Below are 23,130 nucleotides of genomic sequence, written 5' to 3' on the forward strand. Positions count from 1 at the left end.
CTGCGGGTGCGGGAGAACCTCCCCTGCCCCGCAGGTGCCGTATTCGCTTAGGCGCGCGCTTCGCGGATCAGGCGCAGGATGTCCTGGGCCGCTTCGGGGATGTTGGTGCCCGGGCCGAAGATCGCCTTGACGCCTTTGCTGTACAGGAACTCGTAATCCTGCTGCGGGATCACGCCGCCGCAGATCACGATGATGTCGCCGGCGCCTTCCGCCTTCAGCGCCTCGACCAGCTGCGGCGCGAGGGTCTTGTGGCCTGCGGCCTGGGACGAGATGCCGATCACGTGCACGTCGTTGTCGATGGCGTCCTGGGCAGCCTCTTCCGGGGTTTGGAACAAGGGGCCCACGTCGACGTCGAAACCGATGTCGGCAAAGGCCGTTGCGATCACCTTGGCGCCGCGGTCGTGGCCGTCCTGGCCCATTTTCACCACCAAGAGGCGCGGGCGGCGGCCTTCTTCCTCGGCGAAGTCCTCGATCGACTTCTGGATCGCGGCAAAGCCTTCGTCGCCCTCATAGGCAGCGCCATAGACGCCGGCCAGGGTTTTCACCTCGGCGCGGTGACGGCCGAATTCCTTTTCCATCGCCATGCTGATTTCTCCGACTGAAGCACGGGCACGGGCCGCCTCTACCGCGGCCTCCAGCAGGTTGCCGCCTTCCTTGGCGCGGCGGGTGAGTTCGTCGAGCGCCGCCTGGCAGGCAGCCTCGTCGCGGGTCTTGCGCATCGTCTCAAGGCGCGCGATCTGCGCCTCGCGCACCGCATGGTTGTCGACGTCGAGGATGTCGATCGGGTCTTCCTTGTCCTTGCGGTACTTGTTGACGCCAACCACAACCTCATCGCCGCGGTCGATCATCGCCTGGCGGCGGGCAGCGCTTTCCTCGATGCGCAGCTTGGGCATGCCGCTCTCGACGGCCTTGGTCATGCCGCCCATCTCCTCGACCTCTTCCATCAGCGCCCAGGCCTTTTCCACCAGTTCGTTGGTGAGGCTTTCGACGTAGTAGGAGCCGGCCAGCGGGTCGACGACGTTGGTGACGCCGGTTTCTTCCTGCAGCACCAGCTGGGTGTTGCGGGCGATGCGGGCGGAGAAGTCGGTGGGCAGCGCGATGGCCTCATCCAGCGCGTTAGTGTGCAAGCTTTGGGTGCCGCCGAGCACTGCAGACATCGCCTCATAGGCAGTGCGGATCACGTTGTTGTAGGGATCCTGCTCCTGCAAGCTGACGCCCGAGGTCTGGCAGTGGGTGCGCAGCATCTTGGAGCGTTCGGACTTGGCCCCGAATTCGGTCATCACCCGGTGCCACAGGGTTCGGGCGGCGCGCAGCTTGGCAATTTCCATGAAGAAATTCATGCCAATCGCAAAGAAGAACGAGAGCCGCCCTGCGAATTTGTCCACGTCCATTCCGGCGTCCAACGCGGCGCGCACGTATTCGCGGCCGTCGGCGATGGTATAGGCCAGCTCCTGCACCAGGTTCGCGCCGGCCTCCTGCATGTGGTAGCCGGAGATCGAGATGGAGTTGAACTTGGGCATCTCGTTCGAGGTGTACTCGATGATGTCCGAGATGATCCGCATCGAGGGTTTCGGCGGATAGATATAGGTGTTGCGGACCATGAACTCCTTCAGAATGTCATTCTGAATGGTGCCCGCAAGCAGGGATTTGTCGTGGCCCTGCTCCTCGCCCGCGACGATGAAGGAGGCCAGCACCGGGATCACCGCGCCGTTCATGGTCATCGAGACCGAGACCTTGTCGAGCGGGATGCCGTCGAACAGGATCTTCATGTCCTCGACTGAATCAATGGCCACGCCCGCCTTGCCGACATCGCCGACCACGCGCGGGTGGTCGCTGTCATAGCCGCGGTGGGTGGCGAGGTCGAAGGCGACCGAGACGCCCTGCTGGCCCGCGGCCAGGTTGCGGCGGTAGAAGGCGTTGGATTCCTCCGCGGTGGAGAAGCCCGCGTACTGGCGGATGGTCCAGGGGCGGCCTGCGTACATGGTGGCCTTCACCCCGCGGGTGAACGGGCCGAAACCGGGGAGCGTGCCCATGTGGGGCAAGTCCCTGGTGTCGTCTTCGGTGTAGAGCGGCTTGACCTCGATGCCTTCCAGCGTCTGCCAATTGAGGTCGTCAACCGCCCGTCCGCGCAGCTCTTTCTCAGCCAGAGCGCGCCATTCGTCTTTGTTTGTCATCAGGTCTTCCTCTTGTCAGTCCGATATCGGGCGGGTTCAGTCCCGCCGCCAGTTTATCCGGGTCGTGCACCAGCGTGGCGGCACCATCGGCGCCGGCAGCCAGCCACATCATGTCGTCGGCATAGCGTTCACGCAGAATTGCGGTCTGCGTGTCGTCGAAGGGGCGCCAGCGGCCCGCCCCCTGGGGCAGCTTGGCGGCCGTGGAGGCCGGCAGGCTGGCACGCAGGTCCTGCAGGCAGAGCGAGGCGTTGAGCCGCACCCGCGCGTGGGTGCGCGGCGCCTCTGCCCCGGTGAGGGCTTCCAGCGCCGCCTCCGGCCGGGCGCCAAAGGTTTCGAACGGCAGCACCTGCAGCGGCACGCCGGGCATGGCGCAGGCGATATCGGTGATCACGTCGCGCCAGCTGCGCGGCGCCTGCGTGAGCCGGTCCAGCAGCGCCGCCGAGGGCACCGGGTGGCCGCGCGCCACCGCAAAGGCCAGTGCCGAGGTCCAGTAGCTGTCCAGGCTGCGGATGCTGAGCACGACGCTGCCCAGGCTGCCGCCAAAGGCCTCGGCAAACCGGGCCATCCGCTCCCCCGCGCCGCAATAAAGTTCGCCGAGGCGCAGATTGACGCGCGGCGTGCCGATCATGTTTTCATCGCTGACCAGCAGCTGGTGCACGCCCTGCTCCTTGCAGTCTGCCAGGTTGAGCTGCAGCCGCCCGCGGGCGCGCCTGGCCAGGTCGCGGCCGCTGACCCGCGCCGGTCCGGGCTGGATTCCGTGGAACAGGCCGTTCCGGGTGCGGAACGGGCCCCAGTATCCGATACCCTGCCTGGCAAGCCCGTGCGCATTCTGGCGTATGTATTCCTGGAACGATGTGGTGGTGCAGCGGTGCGCACCGGTGTGAAGGATGACTTTCATCGTGTTACGGGACCTCTGCTGGAGGGCCGCAGGCCGCAGCCCGGTCATGGGGAATTGCACAATCATGGCCGGCAACCCCTCATTATCCCGTTAACAATGATATTTTTTGCCCGTGTGCCGGATTTCTCCGTCGCATTTGCCGCCGCTGCACATATATTCAACGGGACAGGAGAGATCATGAAAGCAATCCTATCCGTTGTTTTGGCAGGTTTTCTTCCGCTGGCGGCCGTGGCGGCCGATGGCAGCACCCCTGAATTGATCCAGCCCGGGTACGATGTGGACCTGGAGGAGTTCCAGTGGACGCACCGGCCGGTGGTGGTGTTTGCCGACAGCCCCGAGGACCCGCGGTACCATGAACAGATCGAGCGGCTTATGCAGGGCGCCGAAGCCCTGCGCGAACGCGATGTGGTGGTGCTGACCGATACCGATCCGGCGGCGCGCTCGGCTTTGCGCAAGAAGCTGCGGCCGCGCGGGTTCATGCTGGTGCTGGTGGGCAAGGACGGCGGCGTCAAGCTGCGCAAGCCGCATCCCTGGACGGTCCGCGAGCTGTCCCGCAGCATCGACAAATTCCCCGAACGCCTGCGCGAAGTGGAAGAACGCCGCGGCGGCTGAGCTTGGCCGCGGCGGGTGTCTAGCTGTTGCCGCGCACGTAGATCAGCGCCATCGCCTGTTTGTCCAGCACCAGCATGGCGTGGCCGTCCGGCACAAAGACCAGCTTGGACGCCGGGTTGCGGATCGCCTGGTAATAGATCGCCTTGACCAGATCGGTCATGCAGCTGACGCCCGCGAGGCCCGAATTCAGAACCCCCAGCCCCTGCGGCAGGTCGCGGGACATGATCTCCTCTGTCACTGCGTTGGGGGATTTTCCGGAGACGTTGAACACCACCGGCTTGCCCGCATCGAGCATTTTCATCCCGGTCTCGATGGAGCGGGCGCGGTCCAGAAGCGAGGTGATCCGCGGGCTTTCGGCCGTGTGGAACACCGCCGCCGTGCAGCTCATCGAGGATTGGAAAAAGTAAGTCTCCCCCAGTTCGACCCAGGCGGAGAGCTGGGCGCGCAGCGCCTCCTCCTTGTCCAGGGCGCAGCCGGAGAGGATGGCCAAAGCGGCCAGAAAGCAGGTCAGGAGACGAGTCATGCGGCACCTTGAAGTCGTCAAACGCCGCCAGTGTCGCAGACATTCCTGAAGATTTGGTGCATGGCACCCTGCGGTGCGGGGCAGGCACGCCCGCGGGGGCGGGAAAACCCGCCTGCCCGTCTGCATATGTGCCTGCCCCGCGGTGCATCATTCGAATTCCATGATCACATCGTCGACCGCCAGGCTGTCGCCTGCGCCCGCGTTGATCTTGGAGACGACGCCCTTCTTCTCGGCGCGCAGGATGTTTTCCATCTTCATCGCCTCGACGGTGCAGAGCGCCTGGCCCTCCTGGACCTCCTGCCCCACTTCGACGTCGACCTTCACGATCAGACCGGGCATCGGGCAGAGCAGCATCTTGGAGGTATCGGGCGCCACTTTCTCCGGCATCAGCTGAGCCAGCTCTGCCTGGCGCGGGGTGCGGACCTTGACCTGCAGGTCAGCGCCGCGGGAGCGGATGCGGAAGCCCTGGGTCGCCTTGCCGGTTTTCAGAACCAGGGTCTCGCCGTTCACCTGCAGGGTGGCAAGCTGGTCGCCCGGGGTCCAGTCCGAGGTCACACGGTAGCTGCCGCCGCCCTCGAAATTGACGGTTGCGCCCTCGCGGTCGGCGTCGATCACCACGTTGAAGGACTGGCCCTGCAGGGTGACGACCCAATCGGTGCCGACCTTGCGCTCGTGGTTGTCCATCCGGCCGGACACACGGGTGCGGCGGATTTCGGCAACCCGGTGCATCGCGGCGCAGGAGGCCGCGATCTTGCGCAGGTCGTCGCTGTGCAGTTCGACGCCTTCGAAGCCCTCGGGATACTGCTCCTCGATGAAGGCGGTGGTCATGGAGCCTTCGATGAAGATCGGGTGGTCCATCACCGCCGACAGGAACGGCAGGTTGTGGCCGATGCCCTCCACCTCGAAGCCGTCCAGCGCATTGCGCATCGCCTCGATCGCGTCCTCGCGGGTCGGTGCCCAGGTGCAGAGCTTGGCGATCATCGGGTCGTAGTACATTGAGATCTCGCCGCCCTCATAGACGCCGGTGTCGTTGCGTACCGCGGACTCGCCTTCGGGCGCATCGCCCTGCCATTTGCCATTGACCAGCATCGGGCCTGCGGCGGTCTCCGCCGGCGGGCGGTAGCGGGTCAGGCGGCCGATGGAGGGCAGGAAGCCGCGGTACGGATCTTCGGCATAAAGCCGGTTCTCGATAGCCCAGCCAGTGAGCTTGACGTCCTCCTGGCGCATGGGCAGCTCCGCCCCGTCAGCGACGCGGATCATCTGCTCCACCAGGTCGACGCCGGTGATCAGCTCGGTGACCGGGTGCTCCACCTGCAGGCGGGTGTTCATTTCCAGGAAATAGAAGTTCTTGTCGCCGTCGACGATGAATTCCACGGTGCCCGCCGAGGAATAGCCCACCGCCTTGGCCAGCGCGACGGCCTGTTCGCCCATGGCGCGGCGGGTGTCCTCGTCGAGGAACGGCGACGGGGCCTCTTCAACGACTTTCTGGTTGCGGCGCTGGATCGAGCATTCGCGCTCGCCCAGGTAGATGCCGTTGCCGTGCTTGTCGCAGAGCACCTGGATCTCGATGTGGCGCGGCTGGGTGACAAATTTCTCGATGAAGATCCGGTCGTCGCCAAAGGAGTTCGCGGCCTCGTTCTTGGAGGACTGGAAGCCTTCGCGGGCTTCTTCATCGTTCCAGGCGATCCGCATGCCCTTGCCGCCGCCGCCGGCGGAGGCCTTGATCATCACCGGGTAGCCGATCTCATTCGAAATCTTCACCGCCTCGTCAGCATCGGCAATAAGCCCCATGTAACCGGGCACGGTGGAGACGCCTGCCTCCTGGGCGATTTTCTTGGAGGTGATCTTGTCGCCCATCGCCTCAATCGCGCCTTTCGGGGGGCCGACAAAGGCAACGCCTTCGGCCTCGAGCGCCTCGGCGAACTTGGAGTTCTCGGACAGGAAGCCGTAGCCCGGATGCACGGCCTGGGCGCCGGTCTGGCGGATCGCCTCCATCACCTTGTCGATGACGATATAGGACTGGTTGGCCGGCGGCGGGCCGATGTGGACGGCCTCGTCGGCCATCTGCACGTGCAGGGCCTGCTTGTCGGCGTCGGAGTAGATGGCAACGGTCTTGATGCCCATTTTCCGCGCGGTTTTGATCACGCGGCAGGCGATCTCGCCCCGGTTGGCGATCAGGATCTTATCAAACATAGGCAGTCCCTTGTTTCTTGGTATTCCGGAATGCAAAACGCCGCGCCCGGGGCGAACCCAGGCACGGCGTATGCGCGATGTCACGAGCGGCCCCTGCGGACCGGCTGTTCAGAGAATGAGCGGCGGGTGCCTCAGCACCGGCGCGGGTTTTCCTGGCAATAGACGAGGTTGGCCGCAGCGCCGATTGCAGCGCCGGTGACCAGGTTGCCGTTGAGCAGCGCCGAGCCGGCCGCACCGGCGCCTGCACCGTAGATGAGCCGCTCGCCGGTGGTGTCGCCGCAGGCCGCAACCAGGCCGCACAGCGAGAGCGCCGCGATAAGAGATTTTGCCCGCATGTCCAAGTTCCTTCTTCCGGGGACGTGAGTGTCCCGGCGGAATTTGCAGGCGCAACGGGCTTGCGCAACGGCGGACAGCCGCGGCCCATCAGTTGGGCGGAGGCTTGCCGCATTGGGGGGGGTATACGGCAAGCTTCCGCCGGTGCCTGAAGGGGATAAAAGACGGGCAGGCCGCGGATGGGGGCGCGAACCTGCCCGTTCAGGCGAAGGGGCCGGAACAGATGCTCGGCACAGCAGCGTGGCTGCGCTGCTTGGATCACGATGCACGGCGCGGACCCTGCTGTAAGCCCCTGAAATGCAAGGCCGTTAATTTGGGCAGATTCCTGCTGAATCGCGCAGGGCTTGTGCAAGTTCACGCCGACATAACGGTCTGCGGGACCAAAGCCGGCGCCGAATGGCGGCAGCGCTGGCGCGTAGCCGGACCAGCTGCGGCGCGGGTTAGCGGCAGGCTGCACCGGCAGGCGGCGCCCCGGACGCAGCACCGGACCGCGCGCGCGAACCCGCGGCGCCAGCTCCGTGATATGCGTCCAGGGCCGCGCCATCAATCAAACGCCTCCGGGAAAGAGGCGCGCGCCACCGCCTCGTCGATGACCAGCAGCGCCTCGTAGCTTTCCGGATCGAACGGATCCTCGGCGGGGATCACCTCGCGGCCGAACAGCCAGCTGAGGCGGCCGGCGTCCAGGTTGCCGCGCTCAAACGGCTGGTCGCCGAAATGCTCCCACAGCGCCTGCATGAAGGTCAGGTCGACGCGCTTGTCGACGTTCTTGCGGTCGCGGAAGCGCTCGCGCCGGATCAGCGGCGTCACCCCCTTGGGATTGGGGCGGCGGATGGTGAATTGGAAATCTGTGCCGGGCATACGGCCCGGGAACCCGCGGTGTTTCAGCATATGGGTGCCTCCAGTCCGGCACCCCGCGGGCGGGCAAGGGCCGGCCGCAGGGCCGGACCCTTTTGGTCGTTACTTGTACTTGCCGGTGAATTCCGGCTCTTGCGAGATCGGCTCGGGCTCGACCACGACGAATTCTTCTTCCTGCTGGGCGCAGGCTGCAACGGCGGCCAGCAGGCCGGCCATGGCGATAAGCTTGATGCTCTTGGACATCTCTGTCTCCTGATTAGAAATGCGAAACCTGCGGGGGCTTCGCCCGCCGCGTGCCTCAACCTCAAAGTGCAGGCAGCCCGCAAGCCGCCCGCGCCAAGGATAGCCGGGTTTGCATCCGAGTCACATGCAATTCGCGGCAATTGGCGGCGCTGTGGCTCCAATGCCGCAAGATTCCGCCGATCTGAGCTTTGCCGCGCAAGATATTGTGGATGCATCAGAAAGCCTCCCAAATGCAGCCCGCGGCCTCGGGGCGGTAGGCCTCGAAGAACTGGGTGGCGGCGGGGTCCTGCGCGCCGAAGGGGACCATCCGGTCGGACAGGGAAATCACCACCCGCGCTGGTGCCAGCCCGTGCTGCGCCAGATAGGGCAGCACCAGGGTGTCGCAGAGATGATCCATATCGGGGGCTGCCGCCTCGTAGGAAACGGTGCCGGTCTCCCGCGCGATGTCCGGTGCCAGGAAGCGGAAGCGCGCCCAGGTCTGGCCCGGCTGGCCCGCGGATTCGTCCAGCAGCACTTCGGCCAGCGTCACTGCCTGCCCGGAGGGCACGGCAACCGGCTCAGCAGCGACTGCAGACAGGGCATGAATTGCGAAGGGAATAGCCGCCACAAGACTGCAGCCCCGGCCCCTGGCGAACCAGGCTCCTCCGGCCGGAGCTGCAGGCGCAGCACAAAAAGCGCGCGCTGTCTGTATCTGGCTGACGCGGATCATGAGACTGATTCGCTCCCCATGTCAAATTTTGCCGCAATTTTGGGCGGATTCTTCGTATTCAGGCCGGTTTCCGGGCGGCTCCTGCGCCGGGCTGCATGACGCATCCAGCGGGCGCGGCTGGACGGATTTTCCAGAACCTCCGCAATACTTTGCGCCGCATTCGAAGGCACCCGGCCCGTCACCTGCCCGCCTGCGCGGACACAAAGCCCCTGCCCTGTCCGGGAGATCTCCACCACCGGGGAAAAGCCGCGCAAGGATTGCAACTGCCGCCACATGTCCTGCCGGATCTGATGCGCCAGCCGCAGGGGATCAGCGGCAGGCAGCACCGTTTCTGCCACCACATCGAAACGCGCAGGCAGGCGGCGCGACAGCGTCAGAGCGTCCTCCGTGCGGGTGATATGCCAACGGCTGCGGGGCAAGACTCCAGGATCCCTTTTCATCTGGTTAAAAATATCCTCGGGGGTGCGGGGGCAGACAGCCCCCGCTGGAACATCCGCCGTTAAAGCGGAATGTTGTCGTGCTTTTTCCACGGGTTCTTCAGCTGCTTGCCGCGAAGCGAGGCAAACGCGCGGGCAACCCGGCGGCGGGTGGACTGCGGCATGATCACCTCGTCGATGAAGCCGCGCTCTGCCGCCACAAACGGGTTGGCGAACCGGTCTTCATACTCCGCGGTCTTCTGGGCGATCTTTTCGGGATCGTTCAGATCAGCGCGGTGGATGATCTCGGTGGCGCCCTTGGCGCCCATCACCGCGATCTCGGCGGTCGGCCAGGCATAGTTGAAGTCGCCGCGCAGGTGCTTGGAGGCCATCACGTCATAGGCGCCGCCATAGGCCTTGCGGGTGATCACGGTGACCTTGGGCACGGTGGCTTCGCCATAGGCGAACAGCAGCTTGGCGCCGTGCTTGATGACGCCGCCGTATTCCTGAGAGGTGCCCGGCAGGAAGCCCGGCACGTCGACGAAGGTCAGGATCGGGATCTCGAAACAGTCGCAGAAGCGCACGAAACGGGCGGCCTTGCGGCTGGAGTCGATGTCGAGGCAGCCGGCCAGCACCATCGGCTGGTTGGCAACGACGCCAACGGTCTGGCCTTCGAGGCGGATGAAGCCGGTGATGATGTTCTTGGCGAAATCCTCCTGGATCTCGTAGAAGTCGCCCTCGTCCGCAACCTTGGTGATCAGCTCCTTCATGTCGTAGGGGCTGTTGGGGTTTTCCGGGATCAGGGTGTCGAGGCTGGTCTCGATTCGGCCGGGCTCGTCAAAGAACGGGCGCACCGGGGGCTTTTCGCGGTTGTTGAGCGGCAGAAAGTCGACCAGGCGGCGGACTTCGGCCAGCGCCTCTACATCGTTTTCAAAGGCGCCGTCGGCGACGGAGGATTTCTTGGTGTGGGTGGAGGCGCCGCCCAGTTCCTCGGCCGTGACCACTTCGTTGGTCACGGTTTTCACCACGTCCGGGCCGGTCACGAACATGTAGGAGGTGTCCTTGACCATGAAGATGAAGTCGGTCATCGCGGGCGAGTAGACCGCGCCGCCGGCGCAGGGGCCCATGATGACGGAGATCTGCGGGATCACGCCGGAGGCCATGATGTTGCGCTGGAAGATCTCGGCGTAGCCGGCCAGCGCATCGACGCCTTCCTGGATACGGGCGCCGCCGGAGTCGTTGATGCCGATCACCGGCGCGCCGTTCTGCACCGCCATGTCCATGATCTTGCAGATCTTCTGGGCATGGGTTGCCGACACCGAGCCGCCCAGCACGGTGAAGTCCTGGGAGAACACATAGACCTGGCGGCCGTTGATGGTGCCCCAGCCGGTGACAACGCCGTCGCCCGCCGGCTTGTTGTCTTCCATGCCGAAATCGGCGCAGCGGTGGCTGACGAACATGTCGAATTCTTCAAAGCTGCCCTCGTCCAGCAGCAGCTCGATCCGTTCGCGGGCTGTCAGCTTGCCGCGCCCATGCTGTGCGTCGATGCGGCGCTGGCCGCCGCCCAGCCGCGCGTCCTCGCGGCGGTCTTCCAGCTCGGAAAGGATGTCTTTCATGGCACATGTCCCCTGTAGATTTCACCGGGACCATATATTGCGCGCGCAGCAAGCCAAAGGTAATTTTCGCAAATTTGCAAACCGTTTGCATATGATGTTAGCAAATCTGAAAATCAGCAAAGTCCGAGCGCCGTTTTCCCGCCGCGTGCCGCAGGCGGGACAGCGGAGTCAGGCGGCTTTTGCGATATCCGCCATCTGCCGCAACGCCGCCGTCAGCGGCGCCTTGACCGGGACGGAGACGCCAAAGGGGTTGTCTTCAACCATGGTGATCACAGGATCGTCCTTGAGGAACTTGAGATACGCGGCGATCTGCGCCAGCAGCGCCTGCGCCGCTGTCTTGCGGGCATCGCCGGTGGCGGATTTCATCTCGAACAGCGCCTTCATCAGGGCGGTCTGGTTGCCGTCGGTAGCCCCCGCCAGCCCGGCATCGGCGATCTGCGCCAGCACCGGGTGGTTCTGTGCCCTCAGCGCGTCCTGCAGGCTGGAGACGCCGCGGTCGACGTCCTCCTTGGCGGCCTGCCAGATTTCCATCGGGTCGGCCTGGGGCTTCTCCGCCTCTGCCGGGGTGTCCAGGGCAGCGATCAGCGCCTTCAGCCCCTCCGCGGCCTCCGGCAGGGCGCCGGATTTGAGGGTGGCGGCAATGGCGCGGGCCTGCTCGGCCAGCGGTGCGGCCTGCTCCGGCGGCAGGGCCTTGATCCTGGCTGCCTGCGCTGCCAGCAGCTTGCTCAGCTTGGCCGCCTGCTCTGACTGCGCCGGGGCCGGTTTGGGCTGCGCCTGAAGCTTGGCAAGCGCCGCCTCCAGCCGGTCGAGCCGGGCAGCGCAGCCGTCGTGGTCGCCCTGCCCCAGCAGCTTGGCGCTGGCCTTGATTTCCGGTGCGAGCTTGGCCGCGAGCTCAGGATTGCCCAGCGCCTTGACCGTTTCCGCGGCGGCGGCGATGCGCTGCTTCAACGCTGCTGCCGTTCCGTCATCCGGCTGTTCCGGCGCGCTGGTTTCAGGCAGCTCAGCATCGTCATCGGGCAGGCTGTCCTCGTCGATGATGCTGCCGTCGGGGCCGACCAGCACCGGCTTGAACTTGACCATGCCTTCGGTTTTAAACTTCTTCTTCAGCTGCTTGACGATGCCCTTGAGCGGCTTTTCGGGCTGCAGGAAGACCTCGTTTTCCTCCACCCGAAGGGTGCCGAAGCAGGTTTTCTTGATGCCCGGCATCTTCTTCATGTCGCCGCGCATCACCTTGCCGGGCTTGCGCAGGTCGATCATCAGGCCGCAGTTTTCCGGCTTGCCCGCCAGGCCGAAGGCAAAGGGCAGCTCCTTGCCGGAAACCTTGGACTTTTTCAGAAGCTTCAGGACGGCGTCGGAATCAAAAGCCTGGTCTGGCATGGCATCCTCCTAGCTGGCGCCGCTGAAGGCGGCCCAGTCCTCCGCGCTCATGTCAACGAACTCCAATTCCGCCTCATCGCCGGGCTCCGACAGCGGCTGATCCGGCCAGATCGTCTCATAGGCGCGGCGGAACAGCGCCTGCAGTTCGGCGTCGTCAAAGGGATACTGCTGGCCCGCGAACTGGCCGATGCGGCCGCGCGGATTGGCGATCAGAGAGTCGAGCGCCAGCCGCAGCCAGTCGAGGTTTCCGTCCTTGTGGGCGCGCCTGTGCATGGCGCGGATGTCGGCGTCGAACTGGGCCAGATCGGCCATCGGATCGGGCGCGTTGACGGCCCGGCCCATGGTCAGCAGCCGCGTGTAGCCAGCAATCAGTTCTTTGCGGATTTTCATGGGATCATGTTCCCCGGATTGGCGTTGGTGTAAGTCTTGGTCTCATTGTCCCAGCCGTCAGCGACCGGATATTGCTGCATCATCACCCAGCGGCCCGGGATCTCGCTCGGCGCGGTATTGTGCCTCGCCTTGTATTTCTCGAAGTAGTCGGCGTTGTCCTGGGCCTTTTCCTCGGGGTGGTCCGTCGGGTCGGCGGGAAAGGGAGTGGTTTCGGCGGGCAGCTTGGCCGGTTCCCAGATGAAGTTCACATAGGCGCGGGTCAGCCCCTCGATCTCCTCAAAGCTCTCATAGGTCTTGTCGGGGATCGGCTCGCCATTGTCGTCGAGGCGCACGTGCTTCTTGTGGCCGACAAAGGCCTTGTCGATCGGGCGGCCGTGCTCGACGGTGCAGTCGAAGTTTTCCTCCGGCCAGTCCAGCGGATCGCCGGAGACATCCATTTTGGTATCATCAATGTTGATGCCCTTGCCCGAGGCCGCCTGGGCCGCCAGTTCGCGGCCTGCCAGCCAGTCCTGCGGGCTGTGGAACTTGGAGGAGGCGCCGGTGTAGGAGCGCTCATCTTCGGTTTTTGCATTCGGTGGCTTGCCCGTCTTGAGGCGCTGGATCAGGTCCTCGTCACTGACGTCCGGGCCGTGGCGGTCCAGCGAGTGGCCCGCGTTGCTGTCGACGCCGTCCTTTGCCTCGCAGCCCTCGGCCGCTTCCTTGCACAGCGCCTGCAGGTCGGTGCGGATGCCGTCGAAAGCGGTCTTGGCCTTGGGGAAGTCGGGCTTCTTCGCCTCTTCCTCAGCCGCCGCGACCCGCTCCTTGAAGGGCGTCAGCTTGCCGGCCTCCGTGCCGGCCCGCTCCAGCGCCTTGAGGATGCCCTGGACCTGAAACCGCGCCGTGGCCATCGGCTTGGCCTGCTGCAGCAGCTTTTGGTGGGTGTCCAGCAACAGGAAAGCGTCGCCGTATTCCTTGTCATTGTCCGCCCGGTCCGTGGCGGTCTTCAGTGACGCATCCAGCGCATCCTCTGCCGGTGCCAGCTTGAGGTATTTTTTGGTCCGGTTGTGCTCTTTCTGAACCTTGGCCAGCTTGGCGCGGTAGTCCGCCATGGCCAGCACCAGGTCCATGTAATCGGCCCCGTCCAGCACCGCCTGCAGGTCGCTGGCAGCCTTGGCCGGATCGCCGCCGCGGGCGGTGGCCTCTGCCGCCTTGACCGCCGCGTCGAGCGGGCCGGTCAGCTCATCCGCGTCACCGGGCAGCACCGCCAGAAGGTCCTGCGCGGCCTGCCGGGTGTCCAGGTAAGCGGGCATCGCGCGCAGCAGCGCCAGCGCCCCGGGAACCGCGGCCACCGCCTCCGGATATTTCTGCGCGGCAAGGGCATCGCTCACCGGCTTCTGGAAATCATAGCCGGAAGCTGCTGGATACTGGCCCAGGATCTGCGCCATCTCGCGCCGCTCATCGACAACCTTCATGAGTTGGAACAGCGCATTGAGCTTGACGTGGTACTGCGGCGCGCCGGCGTCCTTGTCAAAGTTCCCCGCATCCGCCAGCACCTTATGCGCGTCCCATGTGGCGGTGAGGTCGGACAGCTCAGGCTCCGCCAGGACCTTTTTGAGGGCCTCGTATTTCTTCTCCAGCGCCTTGACGATCTGCTTGGAGCGGCTCTGGCGCATCAGCACGCGGTTGGCCTTTTCCCAGACCTTCAAATCCGCCATTGCCCCGGCGGGATTGTTGGTGCCCTTGAATTTCTGCTTGGCATCGGCAGCGGCCAGGGCATCGCGGAACCCCTTGTCCGCCTTCAGCGACGCATCGAAGGTGCGCATGTAGCGGGCCAGCGCGCTGCGGTCCGGGGAGCTATAGTTGATCAGCTCCTGCAGCAGGGCCTCAGCTTCGGTGAACTTCTGTTCCTTATAGGCCTTTTTCTTGGCGTTCTTCAGGTGGTTGCGGTAATCCTTTGCATCCGGGACCATGCTGGACAGGATGAAATCGCAGCGGTCATGGGTGTTTGCCATGTAGTCCGCCAGAAGCGCGTCAAAGCTGAGCGCCTTGGCCATATCGCCCTCGTCGCCGAGGTTGGCCTTCCAGCCCTCCAGCGCCGTTTGGGCGGCGCCGAAATCGCCGGCCTTGGAATGCCCGGCTGCGGTTTTCATTCTGGCGCCGCGGTCGGCCTCTGCCGTGTTCTTGGCGCCGCCGCTCATCGCGGCAATCAGCGAGAGCGTGCTGCGGGTCCAGTTGTCGAAGTAGAGGCCATAGGTATTGGCGGCCTCCGCCTTGGCGGTGATGTCCTTGGCCTGCGCCTCCACTGCCTCGAAATCAGAGGCTGAGACAGCGGCGGCCATCGCCTTGTGCGCCGCCTTGATCAGCCCTTCGAGATAGGTGAAGGCGCCCTGATCCAGCGTGTCGCGCACGGCGGCGAATTTCGCCTCCGCCGCCGCGAGAGCGGCCTGCGCCTTGTCCCGGGCCGCCGCGGTTGCGAGCTGAGCGGCGATCTGGGTGGACAATTCCTGGATATCGCTGTCGATCTGATCGAAGGCATCCACCCCGCCTGCGCCGAGGATTTCCTTTTTCAGCGCCTTGCGCCCGCCCGCCAGGCTGCGCCGGGCGCCGGAGCTGAGGGCGGCGGGGATGGAGATCTTGGCCAGTTCCGCCAGCGCCGCCTTGCGCCGGTTCTCAAGTTCCTCGTCTCCGGCGTCCGGCGGGTCCGGCATGGTCCAGGCCTTGATGGCATAAAACCGTTCGGCCCATTGGCGGATGGCCGGGTTGTTGGCAAGCGGATCCGGGGTATTGGCCATGTATCACCTCAACACAACAAAGGGGCGGCCTTGGGGAAATGCGCGAAAACATGCACTGCCTAGGCAACCATAGGTGACGGCTCGAAATTCATGCAAGGGTATTCTGACGCTGCGGCAAGCCTGTGCGCAGCCGCGCAGAGGATTGATGGACAACCGCCCCGGACTGCTCTAACCCGATGGTATGTCCACATATAATACCCGCGTGTCCGGACAGCGGACGCCCCCGCGCATTTTCACCCTGATCCTGCTCGCCGGCCTGTCGGCGCTTGGCATGAACCTGCATCTGCCGTCGCTGGCGGGCATGTCCGAGTATTACGCGGTCGAATACCGGGTGATGCAGCTGTCGGTGGCGCTGTACCTGGCGGGCAATGCGGTGGTGCAGATCTTTGTCGGGCCGATCTCCGACCAGATGGGGCGGCGGCCGGTCATTCTGGGCAGCATCGTGCTGTTCCTGCTGGCGACGCTGGGCTGCATCTATGCGCCGACGGCCGAAGTGTTCCTGATGTTCCGGGTTGCGCAAACGGCGGTGGCGGCCACCATGGTGCTGAGCCGCGCCGCGGTGCGCGACATGTATGACACCAACGAGGCCGCCAGCATGATCGGCTATGTCACCATGGGCATGGCGGTGGTGCCGATGATCGGCCCGGCGATCGGCGGTTTCCTGGATCAGTGGATGGGCTGGCAGGCCAATTTCTGGCTGCTGTTCCTGGTGGGTGCGGCGACGCTGGCGATCACCTTCACCGACTTTGGCGAGACCGCGCACAAGAGCGGCAAGACGCTGATGGCGCAGTTCCGCGAATATCCGGAGCTGCTGCGTTCGCCGCGGTTCTGGGGGTATTCGCTGTCCTCGGGCCTCGCCTCCGGCGCGTTCTTTGCCTATCTGGGCGGCGCGCCATTTGTCGGCACCGAAGTTTACGGGCTGAGCACCGCGGAACTGGGTGTCTGGTTCTCGGCGCCTGCGGTGGGGTATTTTGCCGGCAACTTCGTCTCCGGGCGTTATTCCACCCGGCTGGGGGTCAACCGCATGGTCCTGTGGGGCTGCATCATCAATGGCGGCGGGGTGCTGCTGTCGCTGCTGATTGCAATGGCGGGGGCGGACAGCGTGTTCACCTTCTTTGGCCTCATGTGTTTTGTCGGGCTGGGCAACGGCATGGCGATCCCCAATGCCACTGCCGGCGCGATTTCCGTCCGCCCGCATCTGGCGGGCACGGCCTCCGGCCTCAGCGGTGCGATCATGATTGGCGCGGGCGCCGCGCTCAGCGCCTTTGCCGGGATGCTGCTGGTGCCGGGATCCACCGCGGTGCCGCTGCTGGCGATCATGTTCGGCACCGCCACCTGCGGGCTGGTTGCAATCCTGCTGGTGGTCTGGCGGGAGCGGCAGATCGGCGCATAACAATCGCCGGAGGCTTGCGGGGCGCCTTTTGCAATTATACTCTTCGCAGGAGTTCGATTTGCAAAGGCGCACCCGATGGCCACCCAGAAACTTTACGCCGGCGCCAAGCTGCGCGAGATGCGGCAGCGGCTGGAGCTGACGCAGAAGGATTTTGCCGCCAAGCTGGGCGTCTCCCTGCCCTATCTGAACCAGATGGAGAACAACAACCGCCCGGTGTCGACCACGGTGGTGCTGGCGCTGGCGCAGGAGTTCGGCATGGATGTGACCGAGCTGAGCGCCGGTGACAGCGAGCGGCTGGTCAGCGACATGCGCGAGGCGATGGCGGATCCGGTGTTTGCCGATGATGCGCCGCCGCTGGCGGACCTGCGGCTGACGGCATCGAACGCCCCGGCGCTGGCGCGGGCGTTTCTGACCCTGCACCAGGCCTACCGCCAGACCCACGAGCGCCTCGCCTCATTGGATGAAGCGCTGGGGCGGGAGGATGCGCGCATCCAGGCCTCCCCTTGGGAAGAGGTGCGGGATTTCTTCCACTATTGCGACAACTACATCGACGCGGTCGACCGCGCGGCGGAGCATTTTGCCGCCACCAGCGATATCCGCGCTGCAGCTGTGGCAGAGCTGGAGCGCGGCGGCGTTGTCGTGAAGCAGACCGAGATGGAGGGGCTGCGCCACTATGATGCGGAGGCGGGCGTGCTGCATCTGTCCAACCGCTCCGCGCCGCAGACGCAGCTGTTCCAGATGCTGCTGCAAGTTGCCCTGTTGCGGCAGAACCAGCTGCTGGAAGCGACGCTGGATTTTGCAAAGTTCCAGAGCGAGGAGGCCCGCGCCATCGCCAAGATCGGCCTTGCCAACTACTTCGCCGGGGCCGCCCTGATGCCCTACACAAGGTTTCTGGAGGCGGCGCAGGCCTGCCGCCACGACCTGGAGCTCTTGTCGATCCGCTTTGGCGCCTCAATCGAGCAGATTGCGCACAGGCTCTCGACCATGCAGCGGCCCGGCGCCAAGGGGGTGCCGTTCTTTTTCGTGCGGGTCGATCAGGCGGGCACCATCACCAAGCGTCACTCGGCCACGCGGCTGCAGTTCGCCCGCTTTGGCGGTGCCTGCCCGTTGTGGAACGTGCACCGGGCGTTTGAGACCCCGGGCCGGTTCCTGCGCCAGCTGGCGGAGACGCCGGACGGGGTGCGCTATATCTCGCTGGCGCGGGACGTGTCCAAGCCCGGCGGCTCCTTTGGCGCGCCGGTCAGGCGCTATGCGATTGCGCTGGGATGCGAGGTGCGCCATGCGGACGCGCTGGTCTATGCGGACGGGCTGGATGTGAGCCAGGACAGCGCCTATGAGCCGATCGGCATTTCCTGCCGCATCTGCGAGCGCAAGGACTGCCACCAGCGCTCTGTCCCGCCGCTGGAGCGGCGGCTGACCATCAATACCGACCAGCGTGGCGTGCTGCCCTATGAGGTGAGCTGAGCTGCGGCTGGCCCGCGTGGGCTGCGCGTCCTAGGTTAGGGTCATGGCGGATTTCGAACAACTGGTCCTGTCCGGCGGCGGCTGCCGCTGTTTCTGGCAGGGCGGATTTCTGCATGTGGTGCAGGATGAACTGCCGTTGAGCCCCGCCCGGGTGACCGGGGTCTCCGGCGGTGCCCTGACGCTGGCCGGGTTCCTGGCGGGCCGCGGCGAGCGGGTGCTGGCGGAGATGAAGGAGGCCTTCCGCAAGGCCCCAGCAACATCAGCTGGCACCAGCTTGGCGAGGGCGGGCTGACCCCGCACCAGCGTGTCTATGAAGAAGTCGTCACCCGGTCGCTTGATGGCGATGCCATGGCGCGGGTGGCTGCCGGGCCGCAGGCGCAGATCCTGATCGGCCATCCGCCCTCGGACCGCTGGGTGCGGCTGACCGGCAGCCTGGCGACGATGGCCTATGAGGCGGAGCTGCACCTGATCGGCTCGCCGCATTTCAACTGGGCGGAGCGGCTGGGTGTGACCTCCAGCCTGGTGGACGCCAATGAGGCGGCGCGGGACGGCAGGTTGGCCGATCTGGTGCGATTCGCCGCCACCATCCCGCCGGTGTTCGAGCCGCCGCGCTGGCACGGGCGGGCGGTGATCGACGGCGGCATGGCCGATCAGGCGCCGATGCCAGAGCCGGATGATGGGCGCACCCTGGTGCTGCTGACCCGCAACTACAAACGCCTGCCGGAGGTGGCGGGGCGGCTGTATGTTGCACCCGCGGAAGAGGTGCCCGCGGACAAGATCGACTTCACCGATCCTGAGAAGATCCAGGCGACCTGGGACGCGGGGCTTGCGGCAGGCGAAGCGTTTCTTCGGGAGGCCGCCGCGGAGTAAGACCTGTGGCTGCTGCCCGGCACTGTACCGCCTTATGAGGCGAGCTGAGACCGGCCCGCGGAAATACGGGGGAAATGTCAGCCGCGCAGGCGGTCCAGCAGGCGGATCAGCAGGGCGCGTTCCGCCTGAACGGCCGCGTCCGGCGGCTGTTTGGACTGATCCTTTGGGGCTGGCTGCCACTGGCGCACGCGGCCAGGTGCAGGTTTCTCCTCCTCGGCACGCACCGCCGTGTCTGCCCGGATCACGCTTCGGACCGCTGCAAGGATTTCTGCGTCGGAGGTTTCGGCCGGCTTCCCCTCAATCTCCTGCCAAAGCCCCGGCTGATAGGTGTGTCCCATACGGTTGCTCCCTCGCACACTACTTCGCAGCAGCCGGTCTGAGGCCAAACCTGAGCTGCAGTCTGAAAATAGCGCCTTCGGTCATAATTTTGACGAATTTGCCTTAAATTCACCAAAATCGCCTCATTTCCTGGAGGGATTCATAAACATTGGCCGGTCTGCGCAGCATTGTCGCCGGTTTGCGATCAATCCGGCCGCCGCGAATCGCATGGCGGCCAAGGCGCTGACGGGTGCGCCCGCCCCGGATGCAAAAAGAGGCGCCGCAGGCGCCCCTTTCCTAACTCGGTATCTGCCGGCCTCACGCCTTGGACAGGATCCCCCAGATCTCGTCCTTCAGCGCGGCGCGCTGTTTGCGCATGTCGGTCTCGGCCTGGCTGCTGACCGGCTCCACGTTGGTTTCCGCCCGGTGCACGGCGCGGTTCACCGCGTGGTAGTCTTCCGCCAGCTTGGCGAAATGCGCGTCGGACTGTTTCAGCTCGCTCATCAGCGCGGCTTTTTCCGGGAATTCCTCGGCCAGCTCATGGGGAGTATTGGACACCTGCTCGCTCCTTCTTCCTAGGGTCGCTTGCAGATTATGCCGGCCCCTGCCCCGCCACTTTGACGCGGATCAAAAGATGTGCGCGGCGCGCTGATTTTCAGAAAGAATTTCTGCGGAAAGTAAGCCGCCCGCACAAAGGGGAGGTGGCGGGCGGCTTGCTGGCTCGGCAGCAGGATCAGCGCTGCGCTTCGCGCCAGTTCGGGTTGAACCACGGCTCTGCGTTCGAGGACGGCAGGCGGCGGCCCAGGATGTGGTCGGAGGCCTTCTCGCCGGTCATGATCGAGGGGCCGTTGAGGTTGCCGTTGGTGATGCGCGGGAAGATCGAGCTGTCGGCGACCCGCAGGCCGTCGACGCCGATGACGCGGCATTCCGGGTCGACCACCGACATCGGATCGTCCGCGGCGCCCATCTTGCAGGTGCCGCAGGGATGATAGGCGCTTTCCACGTGCTCGCGCAGGAAGCTGTCGATCTCGTCGTCGGTCTGCACGTCCGCGCCCGGCTGGATCTCGTGCTTGACGAAGGGCTTCATGGCGTCCTGGCCAAAGATTTCACGCGTCAGGCGCACGCATTTGCGGAAGTCGATCCAGTCCTGCTCTGTCGACATGTAGTTGAACAGGATGTTCGGGGCGTCCTTGGGGTCGGCAGAGGCCAGCGTGACCTCGCCGCGCGAAGGCGAGCGCATCGGGCCGACGTGGGCCTGGAAGCCGTGGCCCTCTGCCGCCGCCTGGCCGTCGTAGCGGACCGCGATGGGCAGGAAGTGGTACTGGATGTCCGGGTAATCCACGCCCTTGTCGGAGCGGATGAAGGCGGCGCTTTCGAACTGGTTCGAAGCGCCCAGGCCGGTCTTGGTGAACATCCACTGGGCCCCGACCAGGCCTTTGCCGAACAGGTTCCAGTATTTGAACAGGGTGATCGGCTGCTTGCAGGCGAACTGGAAGTAGAATTCCAGGTGGTCCTGCAGATTCTGGCCGACGCCGGGGCGGTCGGCGACCACGTCGATGCCATGCTCGGCCAGGTGCTTGGCCGGGCCGATGCCCGAGAGCATCAGCATCTTGGGGGAGTTCAGCGAGGACGCGGCCAGGATCACCTCGGCGTTTGCACGGATCACCTCGACCTTGCCGCCGCGCTCGATCTCGACGCCGGTGGCGCGGCCGTCCTCGATCACCACCTTGCGGGCGAAGGCGCGGATCAGGTCGCAGTTTTCACGCTTGAGCGCGGGCTTCAGATAGGCGTTGGCGGCGGACCAGCGGCGGCCCTTGTAGACCGTCATCTCCATCGGGCCGAAGCCCTCCTGCTGCTCGCCGTTGTAGTCGGAGGTGACCGGGTAGCCGGCCTGCTCACCCGCCTTGACGAAAGCGTCGTGCAGCGGGTTGTCGCGGGGGCCGCGGGTCACATGCAGCGGGCCGTCCTTGCCGCGCCAGTCCGGGTCGCCGCCGTGGCCGCGGTCGTTCCAGGTTTCCATGCGCTTGAAGTACGGGAGCACGTCGGCATAGGACCAGCCGGCAGCACCCGACTCGGCCCAGTGGTTGTAGTCGCCCGCGTGGCCGCGCACATAGACCATGCCGTTGATCGAGGAGGAGCCGCCGATCACCTTGCCGCGCGGGCAGACCAGTTCGCGGCCGCCCAGGTGCGGCTCGGGCTGGGATTTGTAGCCCCAGTCGTAAAGCGGCATGTTCATCGGGTAGCTGAGCGCGCCCGGCATCTGGATAAACGGCCCGGCATCGGTGCCGCCGTGTTCGATCACCAGGACCTTCTTGCCGGCCTCGCTGAGCCGGTAGGCCATGGCACAACCGGCAGAGCCGGCCCCGACAATCACATAATCCGCGTTCATTTCCATTCTCCATCCGGCAGCCGGAAGATCTGGACTGCTGCCGTTTTCTTCAGATTGGGCGGGCGCGCGGGGCGCCCTGCCCGGCCGTTGCTTTCAGGCAGCGCCGATCAGAACGCCGCTTCGACGTCGCCCATGCGGACGTAGACGGATTTCACCTGGCTGAAGTGCTTGATCGCCTCTTTCGAGTTCTCGCGCCCCACGCCGGAGGCCTTCACGCCGCCGAACGGCGCCTCGACCGGCGCGTCGTTGTAGGAGTTGATGAAGCAGCTGCCGGCCTCCAACTGGCCGATCACCCGGTGGGCGCGGCTGAAGTCGTTGGTGAAGACGCCGGCGGACAGGCCGAACTCGGTGTCATTGGCGCGGGCGATCACCTCTTCCTCGGTGTCGAAGTCGAGGACGGACATCACCGGGCCGAAGATTTCCTCGCGCGCGATGGTCATATCGTCGGTCACATCGGCAAAGACGGTGGGCTCAACGAAGAAGCCCGGCATGTCGGCGCGGTTGCCGCCGCAGACCAGGCGGGCGCCCTCTGCCTTGCCCTTTTCGATGTAGCCCAGCACGATGTTCATCTGGTTCTCGGAGACCATCGGGCCGAAGCTGGTGGCCTCGTCCTGCGGGTCGCCCAGCACGGCAGCGCCGGTGCGCTCCGCCAGGCGGGCCAGGAACTTCTCCTTGATGCCTTTCTGGACGAACACGCGGGTGCCGTTCGAGCAGACCTGGCCGGAGGAGTAGAAGTTGCCGTTGATGGCGCCGCCGACGGCGTTTTCAACGTCGGCGTCATCAAAGATGATCAGCGGCGACTTGCCGCCCAGCTCCATGGTGACGTGCTTCATGCCTTCTGCGGCGGCGGCATAGACCTTCTTGCCGGTCGGCACCGAGCCGGTCAGCGAGACCTTGTCGACGCGCGGATCGGTGACCAGCGCGCCGCCGACCTCGCCCATGCCCTGGATCACGTTATAGATACCGGCGGGTGCACCGGCCTCATGCAGGATCTCGGCCACCTTCAGGGCGCAGAGCGGGGTGGTCTCGGAGGGTTTGAACACCATCGAGTTGCCGCAGGCCAGCGCGGGCGCGCCTTTCCAGCAGGCGATCTGGGTCGGGTAGTTCCAGGCGCCGATGCCCACACACAGGCCCAGCGCCTCGCGCACGGTGTAGACCCAGTCCTCGCCCATCGGGATGTGCTCGCCGGTCAGCGAGCCTGCCAGGCCGCCGAAGTATTCCAGCGCGTCGGCGCCGGAGGTGGCGTCGGCCACCAGGGTTTCCTGCAGCGGCTTGCCGGTGTCGTAGGTTTCCAGAACGCTGAGTTCATGGTTGCGCTCGCGCATGATGTCGGCGGCGCGGCGCAGGATGCGGCCGCGCTCGGTGCCGGTCATCTTGGCCCATGCCTTCTGGGCTTCCTTGGCGGTGGACAGCGCCTGCTCCACGATGGCCGGGGTGGCAGCGTAGACGGTGGCGATCTGCTCGCCGGTGGCGGCATAGATCACCGGGATCGGGGTGCCTGCGGTGTCTTCGACGTATTCGCCGTTGATGAAGTGGCTGGCCTTGGGCTGTGCGGGATGTGTCATGTTGTGTGTCTCCAGCGGGGG

General features: G+C 65.4%; 22 protein-coding genes. 5 read left to right on the forward strand and 17 right to left on the reverse strand.

Going from position 1 to position 23,130, the window contains the following annotated elements:
* Positions 1 to 47: 47 nt before the first annotated feature.
* Positions 48 to 2,174, reverse strand: coding sequence for a methylmalonyl-CoA mutase (scpA, locus tag ACFMBG_RS06540; RefSeq protein ID WP_421053901.1), 2,127 nt, complete (start codon positions 2,172 to 2,174; stop codon positions 48 to 50).
* Positions 2,140 to 3,072, reverse strand: a complete 933-nt coding sequence (locus ACFMBG_RS06545) for a hypothetical protein (RefSeq protein ID WP_421053902.1) — start codon at positions 3,070 to 3,072, stop codon at positions 2,140 to 2,142. The genes scpA and ACFMBG_RS06545 overlap by 35 nt, the downstream gene beginning before the upstream one ends.
* Positions 3,073 to 3,249: 177 nt before the next feature.
* Here ACFMBG_RS06545 and ACFMBG_RS06550 point away from each other — a divergent pair, with 177 nt between their 5' ends.
* Positions 3,250 to 3,684: a DUF4174 domain-containing protein gene (locus ACFMBG_RS06550; RefSeq protein WP_421053903.1), complete on the forward strand. Its 435-nt coding sequence runs from the start codon at positions 3,250 to 3,252 to the stop codon at positions 3,682 to 3,684.
* Positions 3,685 to 3,703: 19 nt separating this feature from the next.
* On the opposite strand, the gene ACFMBG_RS06555 is transcribed toward ACFMBG_RS06550, so the two are convergent.
* The 11 genes from ACFMBG_RS06555 to ACFMBG_RS06605 form a co-directional block, all read right to left on the reverse strand.
* A complete protein-coding gene (locus ACFMBG_RS06555; protein WP_421053904.1) occupies positions 3,704 to 4,207 on the reverse strand; it encodes a hypothetical protein in 504 nt (167 codons plus the stop codon).
* 147 nt (positions 4,208 to 4,354) lie between these two features.
* Positions 4,355 to 6,400 carry an acetyl-CoA carboxylase biotin carboxylase subunit gene (locus ACFMBG_RS06560; protein ID WP_421053905.1) on the reverse strand — a complete coding sequence of 682 codons (2,046 nt, stop codon included), beginning with the start codon at positions 6,398 to 6,400 and terminating at the stop codon, positions 4,355 to 4,357.
* Between the two features lie 131 nt (positions 6,401 to 6,531).
* Complete coding sequence (locus ACFMBG_RS06565; protein WP_222502803.1) at positions 6,532 to 6,735, reverse strand: hypothetical protein; 204 nt, start codon at positions 6,733 to 6,735, stop codon at positions 6,532 to 6,534.
* 541 nt (positions 6,736 to 7,276) lie between these two features.
* Positions 7,277 to 7,621 (reverse strand): hypothetical protein, encoded by a 345-nt coding sequence (locus ACFMBG_RS06570; protein WP_421053906.1) that lies wholly within the window; start codon positions 7,619 to 7,621, stop codon positions 7,277 to 7,279.
* A 69-nt stretch (positions 7,622 to 7,690) separates the two neighbouring features.
* Entirely contained in the window at positions 7,691 to 7,831 is a 141-nt protein-coding gene (locus ACFMBG_RS06575; protein ID WP_421053907.1) for a hypothetical protein, read from the reverse strand.
* Between the two features lie 214 nt (positions 7,832 to 8,045).
* Complete coding sequence (locus tag ACFMBG_RS06580) at positions 8,046 to 8,540, reverse strand: DUF6497 family protein (protein ID WP_421053908.1); 495 nt, start codon at positions 8,538 to 8,540, stop codon at positions 8,046 to 8,048.
* Positions 8,537 to 9,070, reverse strand: coding sequence for a hypothetical protein (locus tag ACFMBG_RS06585; RefSeq protein WP_421053909.1), 534 nt, complete (start codon positions 9,068 to 9,070; stop codon positions 8,537 to 8,539). Before ACFMBG_RS06585 ends, ACFMBG_RS06580 begins: the two co-directional genes overlap by 4 nt.
* Entirely contained in the window at positions 9,040 to 10,572 is a 1,533-nt protein-coding gene (locus tag ACFMBG_RS06590; RefSeq protein ID WP_421053910.1) for an acyl-CoA carboxylase subunit beta, read from the reverse strand. Before ACFMBG_RS06590 ends, ACFMBG_RS06585 begins: the two co-directional genes overlap by 31 nt.
* 168 nt (positions 10,573 to 10,740) lie before the next feature.
* Positions 10,741 to 11,949 (reverse strand): hypothetical protein, encoded by a 1,209-nt coding sequence (locus tag ACFMBG_RS06595; RefSeq protein ID WP_421053911.1) that lies wholly within the window; start codon positions 11,947 to 11,949, stop codon positions 10,741 to 10,743.
* A 9-nt stretch (positions 11,950 to 11,958) separates the two neighbouring features.
* Positions 11,959 to 12,339, reverse strand: a complete 381-nt coding sequence (locus ACFMBG_RS06600; RefSeq protein ID WP_421053912.1) for a hypothetical protein — start codon at positions 12,337 to 12,339, stop codon at positions 11,959 to 11,961.
* A complete protein-coding gene (locus ACFMBG_RS06605) occupies positions 12,336 to 15,110 on the reverse strand; it encodes a hypothetical protein (protein ID WP_421053913.1) in 2,775 nt (924 codons plus the stop codon). Before ACFMBG_RS06605 ends, ACFMBG_RS06600 begins: the two co-directional genes overlap by 4 nt.
* Before the next feature lie 181 nt (positions 15,111 to 15,291).
* Here ACFMBG_RS06605 and ACFMBG_RS06610 point away from each other — a divergent pair, with 181 nt between their 5' ends.
* The 4 genes from ACFMBG_RS06610 (at position 15,292) to ACFMBG_RS06625 (ending at position 18,837) form a co-directional block, all read left to right on the forward strand.
* A complete protein-coding gene (locus tag ACFMBG_RS06610; RefSeq protein ID WP_421053914.1) occupies positions 15,292 to 16,503 on the forward strand; it encodes a multidrug effflux MFS transporter in 1,212 nt (403 codons plus the stop codon).
* Positions 16,504 to 16,578: 75 nt separating this feature from the next.
* Positions 16,579 to 17,967 (forward strand): helix-turn-helix domain-containing protein, encoded by a 1,389-nt coding sequence (locus ACFMBG_RS06615; protein WP_421053915.1) that lies wholly within the window; start codon positions 16,579 to 16,581, stop codon positions 17,965 to 17,967.
* Positions 17,968 to 18,010: 43 nt separating this feature from the next.
* Positions 18,011 to 18,259, forward strand: a complete 249-nt coding sequence (locus ACFMBG_RS06620) for a patatin-like phospholipase family protein (RefSeq protein WP_421053916.1) — start codon at positions 18,011 to 18,013, stop codon at positions 18,257 to 18,259.
* On the forward strand, positions 18,256 to 18,837 hold the full coding sequence (locus tag ACFMBG_RS06625; RefSeq protein ID WP_421054048.1) for a patatin-like phospholipase family protein: 582 nt from the start codon (positions 18,256 to 18,258) through the stop codon (positions 18,835 to 18,837). Before ACFMBG_RS06620 ends, ACFMBG_RS06625 begins: the two co-directional genes overlap by 4 nt.
* 77 nt (positions 18,838 to 18,914) lie before the next feature.
* Here ACFMBG_RS06625 and ACFMBG_RS06630 read toward each other — a convergent pair whose 3' ends face one another.
* The 4 genes from ACFMBG_RS06630 to betB form a co-directional block, all read right to left on the reverse strand.
* Positions 18,915 to 19,175 carry a hypothetical protein gene (locus ACFMBG_RS06630; RefSeq protein ID WP_421053917.1) on the reverse strand — a complete coding sequence of 87 codons (261 nt, stop codon included), beginning with the start codon at positions 19,173 to 19,175 and terminating at the stop codon, positions 18,915 to 18,917.
* A 298-nt stretch (positions 19,176 to 19,473) separates the two neighbouring features.
* Positions 19,474 to 19,713, reverse strand: coding sequence for an HP1242/YdcH family protein (locus tag ACFMBG_RS06635; protein ID WP_421053918.1), 240 nt, complete (start codon positions 19,711 to 19,713; stop codon positions 19,474 to 19,476).
* Between the two features lie 175 nt (positions 19,714 to 19,888).
* Entirely contained in the window at positions 19,889 to 21,544 is a 1,656-nt protein-coding gene (gene betA / locus ACFMBG_RS06640; RefSeq protein ID WP_421053919.1) for a choline dehydrogenase, read from the reverse strand.
* A gap of 107 nt (positions 21,545 to 21,651) precedes the next feature.
* Positions 21,652 to 23,109, reverse strand: coding sequence for a betaine-aldehyde dehydrogenase (betB, locus tag ACFMBG_RS06645; protein ID WP_421053920.1), 1,458 nt, complete (start codon positions 23,107 to 23,109; stop codon positions 21,652 to 21,654).
* Positions 23,110 to 23,130: the final 21 nt, after the last annotated feature.

The organism is Leisingera coralii, assembly GCF_049056525.1.
Taxonomy (GTDB): Bacteria; Pseudomonadota; Alphaproteobacteria; order Rhodobacterales; family Rhodobacteraceae; genus Leisingera; species Leisingera coralii.

Excerpts from the sequence above, each read along its gene's own strand:
- scpA (WP_421053901.1), bottom strand. The coding sequence starts at position 2,174 with ATGACAAACAAAGACGAATGGCGCGCTCTGGCTGAGAAAGAGCTGCGC.
- ACFMBG_RS06545 (WP_421053902.1), bottom strand. The coding sequence starts at position 3,072 with ATGAAAGTCATCCTTCACACCGGTGCGCACCGCTGCACCACCACATCG.
- ACFMBG_RS06550 (WP_421053903.1), top strand. The coding sequence starts at position 3,250 with ATGAAAGCAATCCTATCCGTTGTTTTGGCAGGTTTTCTTCCGCTGGCG.
- ACFMBG_RS06555 (WP_421053904.1), bottom strand. The coding sequence starts at position 4,207 with ATGACTCGTCTCCTGACCTGCTTTCTGGCCGCTTTGGCCATCCTCTCC.
- ACFMBG_RS06560 (WP_421053905.1), bottom strand. The coding sequence starts at position 6,400 with ATGTTTGATAAGATCCTGATCGCCAACCGGGGCGAGATCGCCTGCCGC.
- ACFMBG_RS06565 (WP_222502803.1), bottom strand. The coding sequence starts at position 6,735 with ATGCGGGCAAAATCTCTTATCGCGGCGCTCTCGCTGTGCGGCCTGGTT.
- ACFMBG_RS06570 (WP_421053906.1), bottom strand. The coding sequence starts at position 7,621 with ATGCTGAAACACCGCGGGTTCCCGGGCCGTATGCCCGGCACAGATTTC.
- ACFMBG_RS06575 (WP_421053907.1), bottom strand. The coding sequence starts at position 7,831 with ATGTCCAAGAGCATCAAGCTTATCGCCATGGCCGGCCTGCTGGCCGCC.
- ACFMBG_RS06580 (WP_421053908.1), bottom strand. The coding sequence starts at position 8,540 with ATGATCCGCGTCAGCCAGATACAGACAGCGCGCGCTTTTTGTGCTGCG.
- ACFMBG_RS06590 (WP_421053910.1), bottom strand. The coding sequence starts at position 10,572 with ATGAAAGACATCCTTTCCGAGCTGGAAGACCGCCGCGAGGACGCGCGG.
- ACFMBG_RS06595 (WP_421053911.1), bottom strand. The coding sequence starts at position 11,949 with ATGCCAGACCAGGCTTTTGATTCCGACGCCGTCCTGAAGCTTCTGAAA.
- ACFMBG_RS06600 (WP_421053912.1), bottom strand. The coding sequence starts at position 12,339 with ATGAAAATCCGCAAAGAACTGATTGCTGGCTACACGCGGCTGCTGACC.
- ACFMBG_RS06605 (WP_421053913.1), bottom strand. The coding sequence starts at position 15,110 with ATGGCCAATACCCCGGATCCGCTTGCCAACAACCCGGCCATCCGCCAA.
- ACFMBG_RS06610 (WP_421053914.1), top strand. The coding sequence starts at position 15,292 with ATGTCCACATATAATACCCGCGTGTCCGGACAGCGGACGCCCCCGCGC.
- ACFMBG_RS06615 (WP_421053915.1), top strand. The coding sequence starts at position 16,579 with ATGGCCACCCAGAAACTTTACGCCGGCGCCAAGCTGCGCGAGATGCGG.
- ACFMBG_RS06620 (WP_421053916.1), top strand. The coding sequence starts at position 18,011 with ATGGCGGATTTCGAACAACTGGTCCTGTCCGGCGGCGGCTGCCGCTGT.
- ACFMBG_RS06630 (WP_421053917.1), bottom strand. The coding sequence starts at position 19,175 with ATGGGACACACCTATCAGCCGGGGCTTTGGCAGGAGATTGAGGGGAAG.
- betA (WP_421053919.1), bottom strand. The coding sequence starts at position 21,544 with ATGAACGCGGATTATGTGATTGTCGGGGCCGGCTCTGCCGGTTGTGCC.
- betB (WP_421053920.1), bottom strand. The coding sequence starts at position 23,109 with ATGACACATCCCGCACAGCCCAAGGCCAGCCACTTCATCAACGGCGAA.